We start from the raw sequence: 16,580 nt of genomic DNA on the forward strand, positions 1-16,580 counted from the left end.
CCACAACGACGGTCGGCGGTCGGCTAACGACGTTGTGGGGCGGGGAGGAAGGGCACGAGCGCTTCCTCGGGTTGCACGCCGAAGCTGCGTAGTGCCATGGCGAGCATCGAGTAGCAGCCGACGGTGAACACGACGTCCATCAGCTTCTGCTCATCGAACTCACCGGCAAGGACGGCCCAGGCCTGGTCGCCGATGGCGCCGTCGTGGAGCAGATCGTCCACCGACTGCAGCAATGCGCGGTCGATTGCGGACCACCCTGGTGCTGCGGGACCGACGGCGACCGCGGCGATCTCGTCGGCGCTCACTCCGGCACGATCGGCGAGGACCACATGCTGGGCCCACTCGTAGTCGGATCGTTTGATTCGAGCGACCCGCAGGACCAGCAACTCACGCTGACGCACCGAGAGCGCCGACTCCGAGAGCAGATGCTTGTTGAAGGTGAGGAACGCCATCGACAGACCCGGGTAGCGAGCGAGGGTGCCGAGCAGGTTGTCGCCCGCCTGCCGACCCTCTTCCGGGCCGGCGCTCGCGACCGCCGATCGGAACCCGTCGACGAACGTGGTCATCTGCGGCGACCAATCCGCCCGCAGCGCAGGCGATATCCGAGCGGTCACGTGTTCCGTCCGCCGTTGACGCCGATGATCTGACCGGTGATGTAACCGGCCTCCTCGCTGATGAGGAACGCGCACGTCGCTGCAACGTCTTCGGGCTGTCCGATCCGGCCGACCGGTGTCTTGGCGACCTGGGCATCGACATCGACCATTCCCGAGTCGACGGTGGCGCGGAGCATCGGGGTGTCGATGAATCCGGGAGGAACGGTGTTGACTGTGATCCCACGCCTGCCGAATTCGAGCGCCAATACCTTGGTCAGTCCCACCACACCGGACTTCGCCGTCACGTAGCCGGCGAGCCCGGCGGAGCCGCTGTGCACACTCGACGACGAGATGTTCACGATGCGACCCCAGCCCTCCTCGAGCATCTCGGGGATGACGGCCTGGCAACAGTGAAATGTGCTCGAGAGGTTCAACGCCAGCACGCGATCCCAGGTCTCCCCGGTGATGTCGAGGAAGGGGCCGGCGAGGGTTCCGCCTGCACTGTTCACCAACACCGTGGGTCGCCCCAGGCGCGCTTTGACCTCGCCGACAGCGGTATCGATGCGGCTGCGGTCGGTGACATCGACTGACAGACCGATCGCCTTGCCGCCGGCGTCTTCGATGGAGGCGGCGGCCGATTCGGCGGCCGCGCCGTTGATGTCGAAAATCGCAACGAGGTCGCCGTCTGCCGCGAGTCGCCGACTGATGGCTTCCCCGATCCCGGATGCGCCACCGGTGACTATTGCCGTATGACCACTCATTTGATCTTTTCCTGACCCGCAACGGTGGACCGGTGCATGGTGCGCGGTTTACTACGATCGAAGTCACGCACGCGGTGGACCAGGCCGGTGTTGTCCCACAGCACCGTGTCGCCTTCGGTCCAGCTGTGCCGGCACACGAGCTCCGGTGCCGTGATCCGTTCTTGCAGCTGCCGCAACAGGGCGCGACCTTCGTCGATATCCATCCCGACGATGTGAGAAGCGGTGGCTCCCAACACCAGTGAACGCCGACCCGAATCGTGTTCCCATACCAGGGGATGTTCGCGAACCGAGCGAGAGGCCCACTCGGTCACCTGCTCCGGTGACGGATCGGGGTAGGTGAGCCGCTGGATGGCCTCGAAGGTATGCACCACCCGAAGATCGGCGAACCGTACCTTTTCGTCGTCGCTCAGTGCATCGTAGGCCGCGTAGGTGCTCGCGAACTCGGTCTCACCACCCTCCGCAGACGTAACCCGGGCGGTGAGCATCGACGTCTTCGGGGCGATCTCGTCGAGCAGTCCGTCGATGTGCCAGAAGCAGTTGCTGGCAAAGTATTCCGCATTCGGATTGCTAGGGTCGAAACTGATCTCCATCACCTCGGCGGTCGCCGGTGGTAGATGGGAGAAATTGATCAGTGTGCCCAGTTTCCTGCAGAACTCGACGAGGGTCTCATCGTCGGCATCGAGTTCGGGAAACAGCAGCACCGAATGGGTTTCGAGTGCCTCTGCCACCGCGTCCGCGAGGTCGGCGTCGTTCCGCAACCGGTCGGCATCGATGTCCAGCAGTTTCGCCCCGACGGTGTCGGTGAGCCGTTCGACGGCAAGTGCGCTCATGGTCGTCCTCCTCTCCCTCAGACCTCATCCGGTGCATAGCCGAGGATGCCCTTGATCTCCAGGTAGTCCTCGAAACCGAATGCTCCCCACTCGCGGCCGTTGCCGCTCTTCTTGTATCCGCCGAACGGTGCACCGAAGTCGAATCCACCATTGATGGCAACGGATCCCGAGCGGATCCGCCGGGCGACCGACCGGGCGAGTTCGAGGTCGGCACCTGCGACAGCGCCCGCGAGACCGTACTCGGTGTCGTTGGCGATCTCGATGGCGTGGTCGACACTGTCGTAGCCGAGGATTGTCAGCACGGGTCCGAAGATCTCCTCGCGGGCAATGGCCATGTCGTTCTTGACGTCGGCGAACACCGTCGGCTGGACGAAAAAGCCCTTGTCGATACCCGGTGGACGACCGGGACCGCCCGCGGCCAGGGTTGCGCCGTCCGCGATGCCCTGGGCGATCAGCTCCTGGATCTTGTCGAACTGGGATTTCGAGACCACCGGACCGATGGCGAAGTCGCCGTTCGGATCTCCGACGGTCACCGACGCCGCAGCTTCCTTCGCAACCCCGATCGCCTCCTCCATGCGTTCGCCCGGAACCAACATGCGCGATGGTGCGCTGCAGGTCTGTCCGGAGTTCAGCATCATCGTGACAACGCCCTTGCCGACGTTCTCGGCGAAGTCCTTGTCGTCGAGGACGATGTTGGGGCCCTTGCCGCCGAGTTCCTGGGTGACCCGCTTGACCCCGGACGCCGCGTTGGTCGCGATGTCGATGCCGGCACGCGTCGAGCCGGTGAACGAGATCATGTCCACGTCAGGATGGCTCGACAGAGGCACGCCGACACCGGGACCGTCGCCCTGCACGAGGTTGAACACACCGGCGGGAACGCCTGCGGCCTCGAGGATCTCGGCGAAGATCTGGCCGGTGAAGGGGGAGCGCTCCGACGGTTTGAGGACCATCGTGCAGCCGGTCGCCAGCGCTGGGAACACCTTGACGGCGATCTGGTTCAGCGGCCAGTTCCACGGGGTGATCAGGCCGCAGACGCCGATCGGCTCTTTGACGATCAGCGAACTGCCTTGCTGCTCCTCGAAGGTATAGGTCTTGAGCGCCTCGATGGCCGTCGCGAGATGTCCGGCGCCCAGATTGATCTGGAAACCGTTCGCCAATTCCTTCGGGGCGCCCATCTCCTCGGTCAATGCCGCGCCGAGATCGCTCGCACGGTTCTGGTATTCCGCGGCGATGCTCTCGAGGAGCGCCACGCGGTCGGCGACGGGAGTCGTCGACCACGTCGCGAAGGTGCGGCGCGCCGCCGCTACAGCCTTGTCGACATCGGCCGATGATCCGACGGCCACGGTGCCGGCGAGCTCTTCGGTTGCCGGGTTGATGACATCCAGGGTCGCGGGTTTGGCCGGATCGACCCATCGGCCGTCGATGAAGAGCTTCGTGTATTCACGCATGAGCAGTCCTAACTCTCTGTTGTGCAACGGGACGAGGCGTCACTGCTGGCCCTCGGCGTACCAGGTCCGGAACTCGTCGTAGCTCGGCATCTCTTCGGAGTTGGCCTTCGGGTCGACGGCGACGTGGATGACACCCGGTTTGCCACTGGCATAGGCGCGTTTGATGGCCGGCGCGATGTCCTCGTCGCGGTCGACGTATTCGCCGTAACAACCGAAGCCCTCGGCGACCTTGTCGAGGCGGGTGTCGCTACTCCAGTGGACGCCGGTCTCGAGTGACCCCTGGCCGTAGGTGCGCTTGTAGACACCGACCTCCAAGCCCCAGGCGTAGTCGACGGCGACAACGCAGACCAGCGGGAGATTCAGGCGCGCAGCCGTCTCGAGTTCGGCGATGTGGAACTGGAACGACGAATCGCCGGTGATCAGCATCATCGGGCGTTTGCCGCCGTCGGCGACACCGGCGCCGACCGCGTACGGCAGGCCGGTACCGAGGTGGCCGAAGTTCTGATTCCACAGGACGTCATGGGGTTTGGCCTGCGAGTACGTCCAGCCGAAAATGGTGGTGGCGCCGCCGTCGCGGACCATGATGCCGTCGGACGGGAAGTCCTTGGTGGCCTCGACGATGAGCCGGGCCGGATGCACGGGCGACATGCCGGACGGTGCCGTTTCGGCGAGTTCGGCCAGTTGCGCGGCGTCCTCTTTGATCCAGGCGGCCAGTTCAGGCGACGCCGTGCGTGGCGAGTCCTTCAGCGCGTCGACCAGCTGCGGGACGATCGCCCGCAGATCACCCACCAGGGGCACATCGATCGACCTGTTGACGCCGATGGCCGCCGGGTCCTGCTCGATGTAGATCCAGCTGCGATTGGCCTCGTTCGCCACCCAATGCCTGCCGCGCCCGAAGTGCACCGGTTCGCCGAGTTCGGTGCCGATCGCAAGGCAGAGGTCGGATGTGACGACCGCGTCGACCGCGGCCGTCGAGAAACCGTAAGGGAAGGTGCGGTCTTCGAGACCTTCGATGAACGACGTGCCACCGGAGGTCTGGATGACCGGGCAGGCGAGCAGATCGGCGAGTTCCTTCACCGAGGCTCCCGCACGCGTGGTGTGGACCCCGTGACCGACCAGGAGGATCGGTTGCTTCGCCGCACCGATCAGGCGAACGGCCTCATCGATCTGAGCCTGGCCCGCGGTCTGCCCGACCAGACGGTATGCCTTCGGAGGCAGGGCCGGCGGCACGTCGAGTTCTTCCTGGATGACGTGGGACGGGTATTCGATGTACACCGGGCCGGGAGTTCCCGAGAGCGCCTTCCGCAGTCCCTCACGGATGATCTCGTCGGTCTGGTCGGCATATTCGATGCTGGCGCTGTACTTCACAGACGCCTCGACCAAGGCCGACTGCTGCACGAACTGGATACGGCCACGGCGGACGCGCTGTTCGGTGATGCGGGCACGTTGTCCACCGAGGAAGATGACCGGAGAGTTCTCGACCTTGGCGCACATGATGGCGCCGGCCAGGTTGGCGATACCGGGACCGAGGGTGCCGATACACACCGCGGCCTTACCGGTCATGCGTGACACCGCCTCGGCCATGAAGCCCGCGGACTCCTCGTGGTGGGGCGCAACGACATTCCAACCGCGCTCTTCGGCGAGGTGGAAGAGGTGGACGAAGTTGGGATCGGGAATTCCGAAGATGGTGTTGATGCCTTCGGCCTCGAAGAGGTCGAGGATGCGTTCGTAGACTTTAACCGACATGTGCGCTGCCCTCCATGGCTATCGCGAAGCTCTTGGTGATGTGGTCGACGTGGGCCGACGGGACGACCGGCAGGATCCACGGGTCGCTGGTGTCGCGGATGGCGGCCATCTGCTCGCCGACCTCGTCGATGGTCCAGGACGGCCGGTAGACGCCGGGTGTCTCGGCGATGAAGGCCCGCGCCACCCTGCCGGCGATGGCCACCAGCATTTCCCCTGTGATCGAACAGCTCTCGTGTGCGAGCCACCCGACCGCAGGGGCGGTCAACTCAGGTCCCATCGGTGGGTACGCGGAGGTGTCGAGCCCCTCCGCGAGTCTGGTCAGGGCCGCGGGAACGATGACGTTCGACGTCACCCCGAACTCCTGGCCCTCGAGTGCCGCGACGTTGGACAAGCCGATGATCCCGGCTTTGGACGCGCCGTAGTTGGCGACGTTCTTGTTCCCGTAGATCCCGCCGATCGACGAGGTGAGCACGATACGTCCGTATCCGGCAGCGCACATCAGCGGAAACGCGGGTCGGACAACATGAAACGCGCCCCGCAGGTGGACATCGAGCACGGCGTCGAAGTCCTCATACGTCATCTCGGCCAGGGAGGCGTATCTGTTGTTGCCCGCGTTGTGGATGAGGATGTCGATCCGGCCGAAGTGCTCGATGGCGGTGTCGATGATCGCTTGGCCGCCCTCCGGGGTGGCCACAGATGCGGTGCTGGCCACGGCCTCGCCGCCGGCGGAACGGATCTCGGCGACAACCTCGTCGGCCGGACCGGAATCGACGCTCTCCCCACTGATCGCGGCTCCGGGATCGTTGACGACGACCTTGGCGCCCTTCGACGCGAGCAGCAGGGCGTAGGCGCGACCCAGACCCCTGCCTGCGCCGGTGATCACGGCAACCCGGCCGTCGAACCTGAGCCCGGGTTCTTGGTGACCGATCACTTCTCGAGTACCAACCCTTCGAGCTCGCCGGTATCGCGCCAAGCCTGCAGCAACTCGGTGAGCTCGTAGAACCCGCCCCAGAAGGGATCGCCGAGGAACGACCGCCCGTTCGGCTCTCCCTCGCTGTTGTAGTAACCGGGTGTGCACTCGGAGGTGAAGGTGCTGTTGTCGACCGAGTTCGCCCGGATCGTCGCGACCCATTCGTCTTCGGCCTCTGCGGTCGGCTCGACGTACGTGACCCCGCGGTCCTGGGCGGTCTTGATGATGTAGGCGATGTGGTCGGCCTGTTGCTCGAACATCAGAGTCGTCGATGCGGTGACGCCGCCTTGGACGAACCCGGTGGCGAAGTGGTTCGGGAACCCGTGCGCCATCACGCCGTGCAGCGTGCGGAACCCTTTGCCCCAGTGGTCGTACAGAGATGTCCCCTCGCGACCGGCGAACGGCTTGATGTCGAACTGTCGGTCAAGGGCTGTGGTGATCTCGAAGCCACTGGCGAAGACGATGCAGTCGAACTCGTGCTCGACACCGTCGACGATGATGCCCTTCTCGGTGATGCGTTCCACGCCCTTGGTCTCGGACACGTCGACAAGGGTGACGTTGGGCCGGTTGAAGGTCGGCAGATACTCGTCGTTGAAGACTGGTCGTTTGCACATGTTGCGGTAGTACGGCTTCAACAGCTCCGCGGTCGCAGGATCGTCGACGATCTGCTCGACGCGTTGCCGCAGGCGCTCCATCGCCCGGTAGTCCTCGATCTCTTTGAGTTCCATGAACTTCGCTGGATCGGCCAGGGCTGCCCAGCCCGAGAAATTTTCAGTTGCGTTGAGTTTCGCGGCCATGTTGCGCGAGACCTCGGTCCAGCCGTCACAGATGAGGTCGGGCTCGCCGGGGGAGTAGAACGAGAAGGCCGCGTTGTGGAAGTTGCGCTGCCGCGCCGCCCGCCACCCCGGCTCCAGGCTCGCCACCCACTCGGGGTCGGTCGGATAGTTGGCCCGCTCGAAGATGTAGGACGGGGTGCGCTGGAAGACGGTGAGGTGTTTTGCACCTTTGGCCAGGTGCGGGATGGCCTGGATGCCACTCGATCCCGTGCCGATGACCGCGATCGTCTTGTCGGCGATCTTGTCCAGTCCACCATGCAGGTCGCCGCCGGTGTAGTCGTAGTCCCACCGTGCGGTGTGGAAGGTGTGTCCCTTGAAGTCCCTGATGCCCGGGATGCCGGGGAGTTTCGGTCGGTTGTAGGGACCCTGGCACAGGATCACGTGCCGCGCACGGATTTCGTCTCCCCGGTTTGTACTGATCTGCCAGCGGTTGATGTCGCCATCCCATTCCAGGGAGCGGATCAGGGTGTGGAAGATCGCGTTGTCGTAGAGCCCGAAGTGCTTGCCGATGCGCTGGGCGTGTTCGAAGCATTCGTCGCCCTTGGAGAACTTCTCCTTCGGGATGTAACCGGTCTCCTCGAGTAGTGGGAGATAACAGTAGGCGTCGGAGTCGATCTGGATGCCGGGGTAGCGATTCCAGTACCAGACACCGCCGAAGTCGCCACCCAGTTCGATGATCTTGACGTCCGTGACCCCCGCCTGCTGCAGGCGATGCGCGGCGATCAGACCGCAGAACCCGCCGCCGAGGATCACCACCTCGATGTCGTCGGTGATCGGCTGCCGTGGCGCCACCGGTGTGTGGGGATCGCCTTCGTAGAACTCCGAGAAGTCGTCCTCGGCCTCGAGGTATTGCTGCTGCCCGTCGGGCCGGATGCGCTTGTCGCGTTCGTGGAGGTACTTCTCACGAAGGGCGGGGATGTCGACCTCGGGAGTCTGCGTAGGTGCGCAGGGCTGCATGGTGATTCCTTGACTCGGGGGTTCGGGCAGGTGGGGAGGTGGATGGTCAGTCGAGATCGGTGGGCGCGCCGGTGCCCATGTACATCGCCAGGTTGTGGTGCAGGTTGACGATGCTGCGTTCGCGATAGGGGTTGGGTTTGGGGCCGGTGAAACCGCGCGCCTTCATGCCCTTTTGCACCGCGGCCATGTTGGAGAAGTCTTGTGGCAGCACGGTCCGCCATCCGGGATCGTCCTCGGGTGTGTATTCCCACTTCGTCTCTGGCTCTTCGCCTTCGGGGAACAGTTCGTACACGGCGGCCTCGAAGATGCACTTGTCCGGATCGTCCCCGTACGGGCGGGCGCTGTAGCAGAGCATGTTGTTCAGCGCGTGCCCGATCTGGAAATTGGGGAAGATCTGCCACGCGGTGCCGCTTTTGGCGATCACCTCGGGATCGACTTCCGGCCAGACCACTCCGCGGTTGGCGTCGTCCTTCTTGGCCGAGGCGAGCCAGTGCCGCAGCACTTCGCCCGGCGGGGTTCCCTCGGGGAGTTCGTCGGTCAACCTCTCGGCCGCGTCGACGAGGGTCCGGGTGGTATTGGTGTTGGCGTTCTCCCAGGTGAAGTTCTGCAACTCGATGGTCGACAGGCGTGCGTCAGGTCCGTCAGCGATACGGAGCTTGGCCTGGTTCTCCTCCATGCCCTTCGGGGCGTCGTAGCCGATGTTGCTGTGCCGGCCCTGGTACCTCGACCAGCCCAGGAACGTGCCGAACTTCCGGAACTCGGGGTGGGTGTAGGGCACATGGTAGGTCTCCATGAACGCCTCGAGTGCCACCTTCCAGTTGCAGTCGAACACAAGCCATTTCCGCCAGCGGTACCGCATGTTCTGCAGCCCGAACGGGTCGAGGAGGGTGGCCGCCGGTTCGAGATACTGTCGCAGCGGTTCGGCGTCGGGATCCATGTTGATCCACACCCAGCCGCCCCAGGTGTCCACCTGGACGGGCGTGAGTCTGGTCCGCTTGTCGGTCAACCCCGTTGGCCAGTCCTCTTTCTCGGCGGCCCAGGTGTTGTTGCCCTCGAGGTCGTAGGTCCACCCGTGGAAGCCGCAGACAAAGGCGCGGCAGCTGCCGCGTGCTTCGTGCTCGCCCGGTGCCCTGTCGACCAGCCGGCGCCCTCGGTGTGAGCAGACGTTGTGGTAGGCGCGCAGACTTGCGGTGCCGTCGGCGCTGTCAGGCCCGGTACGAGTGATGATGATCGAGTCGTCCATGATCTCGTACGTGAGGTAGTCGCCGACCTTCGGGATCTCCTCGATCCGGCCGACCTGCTGCCACACCTTCGACCAGAGCAGATCGGCCTCTGCCCGTGCGTATTCCGGCGACAGGTAGGCGTCGACGCCGATGGTGAGCGGGGTCGTCGCCGGTGTCTCGGCGGCTGTTGTCTGGGCGTTCTCGACAGTGTCGGTCATGACCTTCTCCCGTTGAAAATTGTTGTTACGACCGCGTCATGGCTGCGCGGAACGACTCGTCTTTGAGGAAGAGCGACGTGTGATCGGCACCCATGTGGGTCCACTTGAGGTTGAGGCCGCCGTCGACCAGCATGGTTTGTCCGGTGATGTAGGTCGACAGGTCCGACAGCAGGAAGAGGATGGCCCCGGCCTGTTCCTCCGGGTTTCCGCGGCGACCCATGGCGATGGCTCGCTGGTCGCGATCGGGGTCGTCGTCGACGTACATGAGCGAGGCCGGGGTCGCGGTCACGCCTGGTGCGATGGCGTTCACCCGGATGCCATCGGTGGCCAATTCGACTGCCATCGTGCGGGTTGCGGCAACCAGTGCCGCTTTCGCGGTGCCGTATCCGATGTGGAACGGGGCCGTGTTCATCCCGCTGATGGACGAGATCGAGACGATGGAACCCGGTTTGTGCTGGGATTTGAGTTCGGCGGCTACGGCCTGACTCATGAAGAACATCGTCTCGAGGTTCTGGGTGAACAGATCTCGCCAGTCGGATCGGGTGACGCGGGTGGCGGGCATCCAGGTCGCCGGCCCCGCGCCGCCGGTGACGTTGACCAGACCGTGCAGTTCTCCCTCGGTCCGCCGGACCTCGTGGAGCACGGCCGCGATGCCGTCGTCGGTGGCGGCATCGGCGGCCACCGGTATCACCGAAAGGCCCTCGGCAGCCAATGGTTCGATGTGTTTGTTCAGGTTCTCTTCCGAGCGGCTGACCGCGATCACGGTGGCGCCGGCCTGGGCCACCAGGCGGGTCACCGACGTTCCGATGCCACCGCCTGCTGCTCCCGAGACGACAACGACCTTGCCGTCGAGCCCGATGAAATCCTGCGCCACGATCAGCTCCCCGCCCGCAGCGCCAGGACACTGCCTTCCGCATCGCCCGAGATGTACAGCGTCCCCTCGGCGTCGGCGGCGATTCCGGCGTAGGGCCCCTGGGGTCCGGAGAACGGCGCGAGGCCCACGAGCGGCTTGGGTTCGACACCCGGGGGTGCGCCGACGGGGAGGTTCTGTGCCAGGGTCTGCCTGGCCTTCGACTCGAGGTCGAACGCGACTAGAGTCTTGGCGTCGACGTCGACGATATAGAGCGTGCTGCCGACAACGACGATGCCCTGGGGGCGTTCCAGGCCGTCGACCAGGGTGTCGACGCCCGAACCGGTCACCGAGACGATGCGTCCCGCGCCGGCTTCGGAGACGAGCAGGGTGCCGTCGGCGGTGAACGCGACGCCGGTCGGGTCGGCCAGTCCGCCTGCGAGCTCGGTCGCGTTACCGGATTCGACGGAGTACACCTTGCCGGTGCCCAGGTCGGCGACCGCAATCGCGCCGGTGGCCGAGACCGCGACGCCGTAGAGCTGGTCGAGTCCCTCGACCAGCACTTCGCTCTCGCTGCTCGCCGGGTGGTACCGCGACACCGTGCCGTTGCCGGTCACGATGAACTCGCCGTCGCCGGTGGCGGTGAGGCCTCGGATGTAGCCCGGGTAGCCGGGACTGAAAAGCATGCCCAACGTGTGCAATTCACCGCCGCGCGGTTTCGCGAGCAGGAAGGTGCCGTCGGCGATGTAGAGGGTGCCGTCTCTTCCGACGGTGATGTCGAGGGGCCAGGTCAATCCGTCGGGCAGGGCGGTGCGGGTCTCGCCGCCACCGAGGATCTCGGTGATCTGACCGGTGAAGCTGGAGACGAAGAGCCGGTCGCCCACGAATGTGAGGTTGTCGAGCCCGGGGCTCAGACTCGCGAGCACCGTCTGATCACCGTTGCGCGGATTGATCCGCAGCACCTGCCCCGAGGCGACCTGGGTTGAGACGATGAAGCCCTCGGAGTCGAACTTCACGGCGTCAGGTACCCCGAGATCGCCTGCGACACGCTCGGGTTCGCCTCCTTCGGGGTCGATGCGCCAGATGTCGTTGGTTCCGAGAAGGGGGTAGTAGAGCTTGCCGTCGGGTCCGACCTCCATGCCGTTGGGCATCGGGAGTTCGTCCAGTAACACCCGCGGCGCGCCGCCCACCGGATCGATCTCCATCAGCCGTCCGCCGACGCGACACTCGTTCACGAAGAGCCTGCCCTGATGGATGGTGATGCCGTTGGCGCCGGGGAGGTCGTCGCGGACCAGGCGAGTCCCGCCGTCGGGACTGCGCACGCTGACCCGGCCGTCGTAGTACTCGGTGATGTACATGTCGCCCGACGGTGCGAAGGCGACGTCGTCAGGGGCGACGATGTCACCGCCCTTGGCGCTGATCGTCTCCAGCTGCCCGGTGTCGAGGTCGAGTGCGCTGATCTGACTGCCTGCCACCTGAGCGACGTAGATGCGACCGTCCGGGCCGGTCCGGATGCCGTTCGCGCCGAACAGCCGGCTCGGTGCGGTGACCCGCTCGAGGTTCCACCCTTCGGCGAGGGTGATCGATGTCGAGCCGGTGTAGCGGGCCGCCTGCGTCACGGTGGGCCTCCATTCGTCGAAGAAGCTGCACTACTTCAATCATTGCTATCCTTGTTAGGATTGGAGTGTAGCGCTCGAATGTGATCAACATCAATGTTTTGATTGAAGAATTGCGTTCTCGCAGCCCGTCGCTGTGGAGGCTGCCGAACGGTCGGGCCCGGCGGTATGGGCACGGTCGGCGGAATGGGGCGGGCACAAAGAAACCAGCGGCGACCGGCTTGTGCCGGTCGCCGCTGGTGGCGTTCGAAGATCGCGCCGAGTCGGCGCGGTCGATCAGTAGTCGTCGTCTCCGTAGATCACGACACCGCGGAGGTTCTTGCCTGCGGCCATGTCGCGGTAGCCCTGGTTGATGTCTTCGAGCTTGTAGGTGGTGGTCACCAGTTCATCGAGCTTGAGCGCCCCGCTGCGGTAGAGGTTCAGGAGCTTCGGGATCTGGGTGCGAGGTCCGACACCACCGAAGATCGCGCCCTGGACCCGCTTCTGCAGCAGCGTCAGCTCGAAGAGGTTGAGGTGCGCATCGACCTGGTCGTACGGTCCCATCGCGGTCACGATGACCTGGCCGCCCTTGCCGGCCAACGACAGACCCTGCTGTACGTACTCGCCCTTGACCACGCCCATCGTCAGGATGACGGTGTTGGCCATGGCGCCCCAGGTGAGATCGGGTAGCTCGGCTGCCGCCTCTTCGATCGTCGCGTAGGTGTGGGTTGCTCCGAAGTCGAGCGCCTTCTTCCTCTTGTCCTCGACGGGGTCGATCGCGATGACGTGGCGTGCGCCGGCGTGGGCCGCACCCTGGACCGAGTTGATCCCGACGCCGCCGATCCCCGCGATCACGACTGTGTCGCCGGGACGGGTGTTGCCGATGTCGACCGCGGAACCCCAACCCGTGGAGACGCCGCAGCCGAGCAGGGCCGCCTTGTCCAGGGGGATGTCCTTCTCGATCTTGACGACAGACGCCTGATGCACCGTGACGTACGGCGCGAAGGTGCCGAGCAGGCACATCTGGACGACGGGCGCACCATCCTTCGTGACACGGAACGTGCCATCCGAGATCGCCTGTCCGGTGAGTAGGCCCGCACCGAGATCGCAGATGTTCTGCAGGCCCTTGGCGCAGGACGGGCAGGTGCCGCAGGCGGGGATGAAGGCGAGCACGACGTGGTCGCCCTCTTCGAGGCCCGAGACGCCGGGTCCGACCTTGGTGATGACGCCCGCGCCCTCGTGTCCGCCGAGCACCGGAAGGATCGGGATCGGGCTCGACCCGTCGACGACATGCGCGTCCGAGTGGCAGAGGCCAGAGGCGGCCAGCTTGACCTGCACCTCTCCGGCGACCGGGTCGCCGAGGTCGATCTCGTCGATCTTCCAGTCGGTGTTCAGCTCGGTCAGGATTGCAGCCTTTGTTTTCATCGCGGTCGACTCTCTGCTCGCGGCCGTGGCTGTGATGCAGCACCCGACCATGCAACTACTGTGACTCATGCCACTGTACTCATGTGTCAAGCTGCGAGGCCGACATTCACCGAAGACTGAGAACGCGCTGACTCAGACCCTCAGCCGAGGTTGCTGAGAGCACCATGAAACATCTTGTTAGTCCCGGCGTGACCATCCAGAAATAATCCGCCCCTGTAATTGATGTCAGGCCGAACGCAGCACATCGAAGTGCCGAGTGCCTCCGTGGACGCTGCTGAAATGCCAAGTCCTGCACTGCCTTTGATCGTGCACCCACACCGCACCAGGAGTCCTGATGTCTGAGATCGACCAAGCCATTGCCGAGAATATCAAGAAGTCCCTCGCCGAGATCCCACACCCGTCGCTACCCAAGGGCAGCAACATCTACGGCAGCACCAAGCTGTTCCCCGACTACAAGGCCGAGGACGGCGAAACCTACTTCACCCTGGTCCACGGGATCGCTCACGAATCGTCGGTGAGCTTCGTCGCGGTCTTGCAGGCCACCCGCGCCCTGCGTAAAGGCTTCGAGTCGGCTCTGTACTTCTACGGACCGGGCGCAATCAACTGCCTGGCCACCCGCGGCTTCCCGACCACCGGAGACTCGGGCTTCCCGGGCGAGCAGAACATCAACGACTCGCTCGCCACGTTCATCGGCGAAGGCGGCACCGTTTACTGCTGCCGCTTCGGCCTGGCCCTGCACGGCGGCCGCGAAGAAGACCTGATCGAAGGCGTCATCCCCGCTCACCCGCTCGATGTGCAGGACGCACTCATCCATTACGCCCGCAAGGGCGCCATCGTCAACTCCACCTACATGGTCTGAGGACTCCGACATGACAACTCTTGCAGCGGTTTCGGCCAATTTCACCCGAGACCTCGACCAGAACTACGCACTCATCGAGTCGCTCGTCGACGAAGCCCGGGAACGCGGGGTCGACTTCTTGGCCCTACCCGAGGCCGCCATCGGTGGCTACCTCTCCTCACTCGGCAATCACGGTGACACCGTCAAGACCACCGAGCGGTCACTGCCCCCGGCGATCTCTACCGACGGCCCAGAGCTCAGACGGGTGCAGAGTATCGTCGGCGACATCGTCACCGCCATTGGCTTCTGCGAACTCGCCGAGGACGGCGAGACCCGTTACAACGCAGCAGCATTGCTCGACGGCAGCCAGATCTACGGGACATACCGGAAGGTGCACCAGCCGCTCGGTGAGCACATGTCGTACTCAGCCGGATCGGCCTACCCGGTCTTCGAGACGCCGGTGGGACGCATCGGTCTGCAGATCTGCTACGACAAGGCTTTTCCCGAGGCTGCGCGACTGATGGCGCTCGACGGCGCCGAGATCATCGCGAGCCTGTCGGCATGGCCGGCTGCTCGCACCGCGACCGCCGAGAATCTGCAGGAGGACCGCTGGACCTACCGTTTCAACCAGTTCGACATCGCACGTGCTCTCGACAACCAGGTGTTCTGGGTGGCTGCCAACCAGTCCGGCACGTTCGGATCGTTGAAATACGTTGGTAACGCCAAGGTTGTCGATCCGGGAGGCAACATCCTGGCCACCACGCTGCTCGGCAGCGGCATGGCGGTCGCCGAGGTGGACATCGCCGCCAAGTTCTCCGAGATGCGCGGCGGCATGTTCCACCTGCGTGATCGTCGGCCCGACGTGTACGGCAAAGTCACCGAACTCGACGAAGCAGGCACTGCCACCTGGCGGGGGCTGGCTCATGCCTGAGCACGCACACGTCCCCGTCGCGATCATCGGTGGCGGGCAGGCCGGTCTCTCGGTCAGCTGGTATCTCGGCCGCCAGGGCATCGAGCACCTCGTCATCGAGGCCGAGACGCCCGTCCACGCCTGGGCCGACACCCGCTGGGACAACTTCACGCTCGTCACCCCGAACTGGCACTGCCGTCTCCCCGGATACAGCTACGCCGGCGACGATCCCGACGGTTTCATGAAGCGTGACGAAGTGGTTGCCTGGCTCGAGGGTTGGCTCGACACCTTCGAACCGCCTCTGCGGGAGCACACCCGCGTCACCAGGCTGCGTCAGGGCGCCGGGGGCGGCTTCGAGTTGACCCTGCAGTCGGGTGGCAACGAAGAGATCCTCACCGCCGACGACGTGGTGATCGCGACCGGCGGGTACCCGCTGCCAGTGATCCCGACCTTTGCGCGCACTCTCGATCCGGCTGTGACACAAATACATTCCGAGGAGTACAAGAACGCAGACCAGCTGCCGGACGGCGCTGTGATGGTCGTCGGTACCGGACAATCCGGCGCACAGATCGCCGAGGACCTCCATCTCGCCGGTCGCACGGTCCACCTGGCGATGGGCAAGGCTCCGCGGGTCGGGCGCTTCTACCGTGGCCGCGACTGTATGACGTGGCTCGCCGACATGGGGCTCTATGACGTCGGGGTGCAGGAGTATCCCGGTGGCCAGGCCGCGAGGGAGAAGACGAACCACTATGTGACCGGCCGTGATGGTGGTCGCGACATCGATCTGCGCGAGTTCGCGACGCAGGGCATGCACCTCTACGGTCTGCTCGAGGACGGCCGCGACAGCCGTCTCGAGTTCGCCCCGACGCTGCGTGAGTCACTCGACTCGGCGGATGCAACGTACAACTCGATCTGCGGTGACATCGATCGTCACATCGAGCGGGAAGGTATCGATGCACCGCCGGCCACCCGCTATGAGCCGGTGTGGGAGCCCACCGAGGAGCCGACCTCGCTGGACCTGGCGGCGGCCGGGGTCACCAGTATCGTCTGGGCAATCGGTTATCGACCCGACTACCGGTGGATCGAGGCAAGTGTCTTCGACGGCGGCGGGCGTCCCATGCAGACCAGGGGAGTCACCTCGGTGCCGGGCCTGGCGTTCATCGGGCTGCCGTGGATGTACACCTGGGGTTCGGGTCGCTTCCACGGGATCGACCGAGACGCAGCACATATCGCTGCATCGATCATCGATCGGGTGGCTCCGGGTTCGGCCGACCGCGAGCCGACCGATGGCGCCACACTCGCGACCACTCCCTGACCGTGGCCGAACAGTCCCTCGTGCGCGTGGTGCACTCGCTTTCGGCGTTCCTGACGAGCATCTCG

Annotated in this window: 14 protein-coding genes; 3 read left to right on the forward strand and 11 right to left on the reverse strand. The window is 64.9% G+C overall.

Going from position 1 to position 16,580, the window contains the following annotated elements; all coding sequences use genetic code 11:
• Nucleotides 1-23: 23 nt before the first annotated feature.
• The 11 genes from J3S28_RS02635 to J3S28_RS02685 form a co-directional block, all read right to left on the reverse strand.
• Nucleotides 24-614, reverse strand: coding sequence for a carboxymuconolactone decarboxylase family protein (locus J3S28_RS02635; protein WP_307796776.1), 591 nt, complete (start codon nt 612-614; stop codon nt 24-26).
• Nucleotides 611-1,354: an SDR family NAD(P)-dependent oxidoreductase gene (locus J3S28_RS02640; RefSeq protein WP_207837247.1), complete on the reverse strand. Its 744-nt coding sequence runs from the start codon at nt 1,352-1,354 to the stop codon at nt 611-613. The genes J3S28_RS02635 and J3S28_RS02640 overlap by 4 nt, the downstream gene beginning before the upstream one ends.
• The gene (locus J3S28_RS02645; protein ID WP_207837248.1) at nt 1,351-2,184 is read right to left on the reverse strand and encodes a TauD/TfdA dioxygenase family protein; all 834 of its coding nucleotides are present in this window, start codon (nt 2,182-2,184) and stop codon (nt 1,351-1,353) included. The genes J3S28_RS02640 and J3S28_RS02645 overlap by 4 nt, the downstream gene beginning before the upstream one ends.
• A gap of 17 nt (nt 2,185-2,201) precedes the next feature.
• Nucleotides 2,202-3,632 (reverse strand): aldehyde dehydrogenase family protein, encoded by a 1,431-nt coding sequence (locus J3S28_RS02650; RefSeq protein ID WP_207837251.1) that lies wholly within the window; start codon nt 3,630-3,632, stop codon nt 2,202-2,204.
• A 39-nt stretch (nt 3,633-3,671) separates the two neighbouring features.
• Nucleotides 3,672-5,378: a thiamine pyrophosphate-binding protein gene (locus J3S28_RS02655; protein ID WP_207837253.1), complete on the reverse strand. Its 1,707-nt coding sequence runs from the start codon at nt 5,376-5,378 to the stop codon at nt 3,672-3,674.
• Entirely contained in the window at nt 5,368-6,309 is a 942-nt protein-coding gene (locus J3S28_RS02660) for an SDR family NAD(P)-dependent oxidoreductase (protein WP_207837256.1), read from the reverse strand. The genes J3S28_RS02655 and J3S28_RS02660 overlap by 11 nt, the downstream gene beginning before the upstream one ends.
• Nucleotides 6,306-8,141, reverse strand: a complete 1,836-nt coding sequence (locus J3S28_RS02665) for a flavin-containing monooxygenase (RefSeq protein ID WP_207837259.1) — start codon at nt 8,139-8,141, stop codon at nt 6,306-6,308. Before J3S28_RS02665 ends, J3S28_RS02660 begins: the two co-directional genes overlap by 4 nt.
• A gap of 46 nt (nt 8,142-8,187) precedes the next feature.
• Complete coding sequence (locus J3S28_RS02670) at nt 8,188-9,582, reverse strand: aromatic ring-hydroxylating oxygenase subunit alpha (RefSeq protein WP_207837262.1); 1,395 nt, start codon at nt 9,580-9,582, stop codon at nt 8,188-8,190.
• Nucleotides 9,583-9,607: 25 nt separating this feature from the next.
• Complete coding sequence (locus J3S28_RS02675; RefSeq protein WP_372435927.1) at nt 9,608-10,456, reverse strand: SDR family NAD(P)-dependent oxidoreductase; 849 nt, start codon at nt 10,454-10,456, stop codon at nt 9,608-9,610.
• A gap of 2 nt (nt 10,457-10,458) precedes the next feature.
• Entirely contained in the window at nt 10,459-12,051 is a 1,593-nt protein-coding gene (locus J3S28_RS02680; RefSeq protein ID WP_207837264.1) for an SMP-30/gluconolactonase/LRE family protein, read from the reverse strand.
• A 273-nt stretch (nt 12,052-12,324) separates the two neighbouring features.
• Nucleotides 12,325-13,452, reverse strand: a complete 1,128-nt coding sequence (locus J3S28_RS02685) for an NDMA-dependent alcohol dehydrogenase (RefSeq protein WP_207837266.1) — start codon at nt 13,450-13,452, stop codon at nt 12,325-12,327.
• Nucleotides 13,453-13,786: 334 nt separating this feature from the next.
• Between J3S28_RS02685 and J3S28_RS02690 the strand changes: the two genes are divergently transcribed.
• From J3S28_RS02690 to J3S28_RS02700, 3 genes are read left to right on the forward strand one after another with little or no spacing between them, the layout of a single operon-like run.
• A complete protein-coding gene (locus J3S28_RS02690; RefSeq protein ID WP_207837267.1) occupies nt 13,787-14,311 on the forward strand; it encodes an MSMEG_0572/Sll0783 family nitrogen starvation response protein in 525 nt (174 codons plus the stop codon).
• Between the two features lie 10 nt (nt 14,312-14,321).
• Nucleotides 14,322-15,221 carry a carbon-nitrogen hydrolase family protein gene (locus tag J3S28_RS02695; RefSeq protein ID WP_207837268.1) on the forward strand — a complete coding sequence of 300 codons (900 nt, stop codon included), beginning with the start codon at nt 14,322-14,324 and terminating at the stop codon, nt 15,219-15,221.
• Complete coding sequence (locus tag J3S28_RS02700) at nt 15,214-16,515, forward strand: MSMEG_0569 family flavin-dependent oxidoreductase (protein WP_207837269.1); 1,302 nt, start codon at nt 15,214-15,216, stop codon at nt 16,513-16,515. Before J3S28_RS02695 ends, J3S28_RS02700 begins: the two co-directional genes overlap by 8 nt.
• Nucleotides 16,516-16,580 lie beyond the last annotated feature (65 nt).

Origin of the sequence: Williamsia soli (assembly GCF_017377795.1) — a bacterium.
GTDB lineage: Bacteria > Actinomycetota > Actinomycetes > Mycobacteriales > Mycobacteriaceae > Williamsia > Williamsia soli.

Bases quoted from the DNA above. Each gene is read 5' to 3' on its own strand.
- J3S28_RS02685 (WP_207837266.1), bottom strand. From the start codon at position 13,452: ATGAAAACAAAGGCTGCAATCCTGACCGAGCTGAACACCGACTGGAAG.
- J3S28_RS02690 (WP_207837267.1), top strand. From the start codon at position 13,787: ATGTCTGAGATCGACCAAGCCATTGCCGAGAATATCAAGAAGTCCCTC.
- J3S28_RS02640 (WP_207837247.1), bottom strand. From the start codon at position 1,354: ATGAGTGGTCATACGGCAATAGTCACCGGTGGCGCATCCGGGATCGGG.
- J3S28_RS02650 (WP_207837251.1), bottom strand. From the start codon at position 3,632: ATGCGTGAATACACGAAGCTCTTCATCGACGGCCGATGGGTCGATCCG.
- J3S28_RS02655 (WP_207837253.1), bottom strand. From the start codon at position 5,378: ATGTCGGTTAAAGTCTACGAACGCATCCTCGACCTCTTCGAGGCCGAA.
- J3S28_RS02665 (WP_207837259.1), bottom strand. From the start codon at position 8,141: ATGCAGCCCTGCGCACCTACGCAGACTCCCGAGGTCGACATCCCCGCC.
- J3S28_RS02645 (WP_207837248.1), bottom strand. From the start codon at position 2,184: ATGAGCGCACTTGCCGTCGAACGGCTCACCGACACCGTCGGGGCGAAA.
- J3S28_RS02695 (WP_207837268.1), top strand. From the start codon at position 14,322: ATGACAACTCTTGCAGCGGTTTCGGCCAATTTCACCCGAGACCTCGAC.
- J3S28_RS02670 (WP_207837262.1), bottom strand. From the start codon at position 9,582: ATGACCGACACTGTCGAGAACGCCCAGACAACAGCCGCCGAGACACCG.
- J3S28_RS02700 (WP_207837269.1), top strand. From the start codon at position 15,214: ATGCCTGAGCACGCACACGTCCCCGTCGCGATCATCGGTGGCGGGCAG.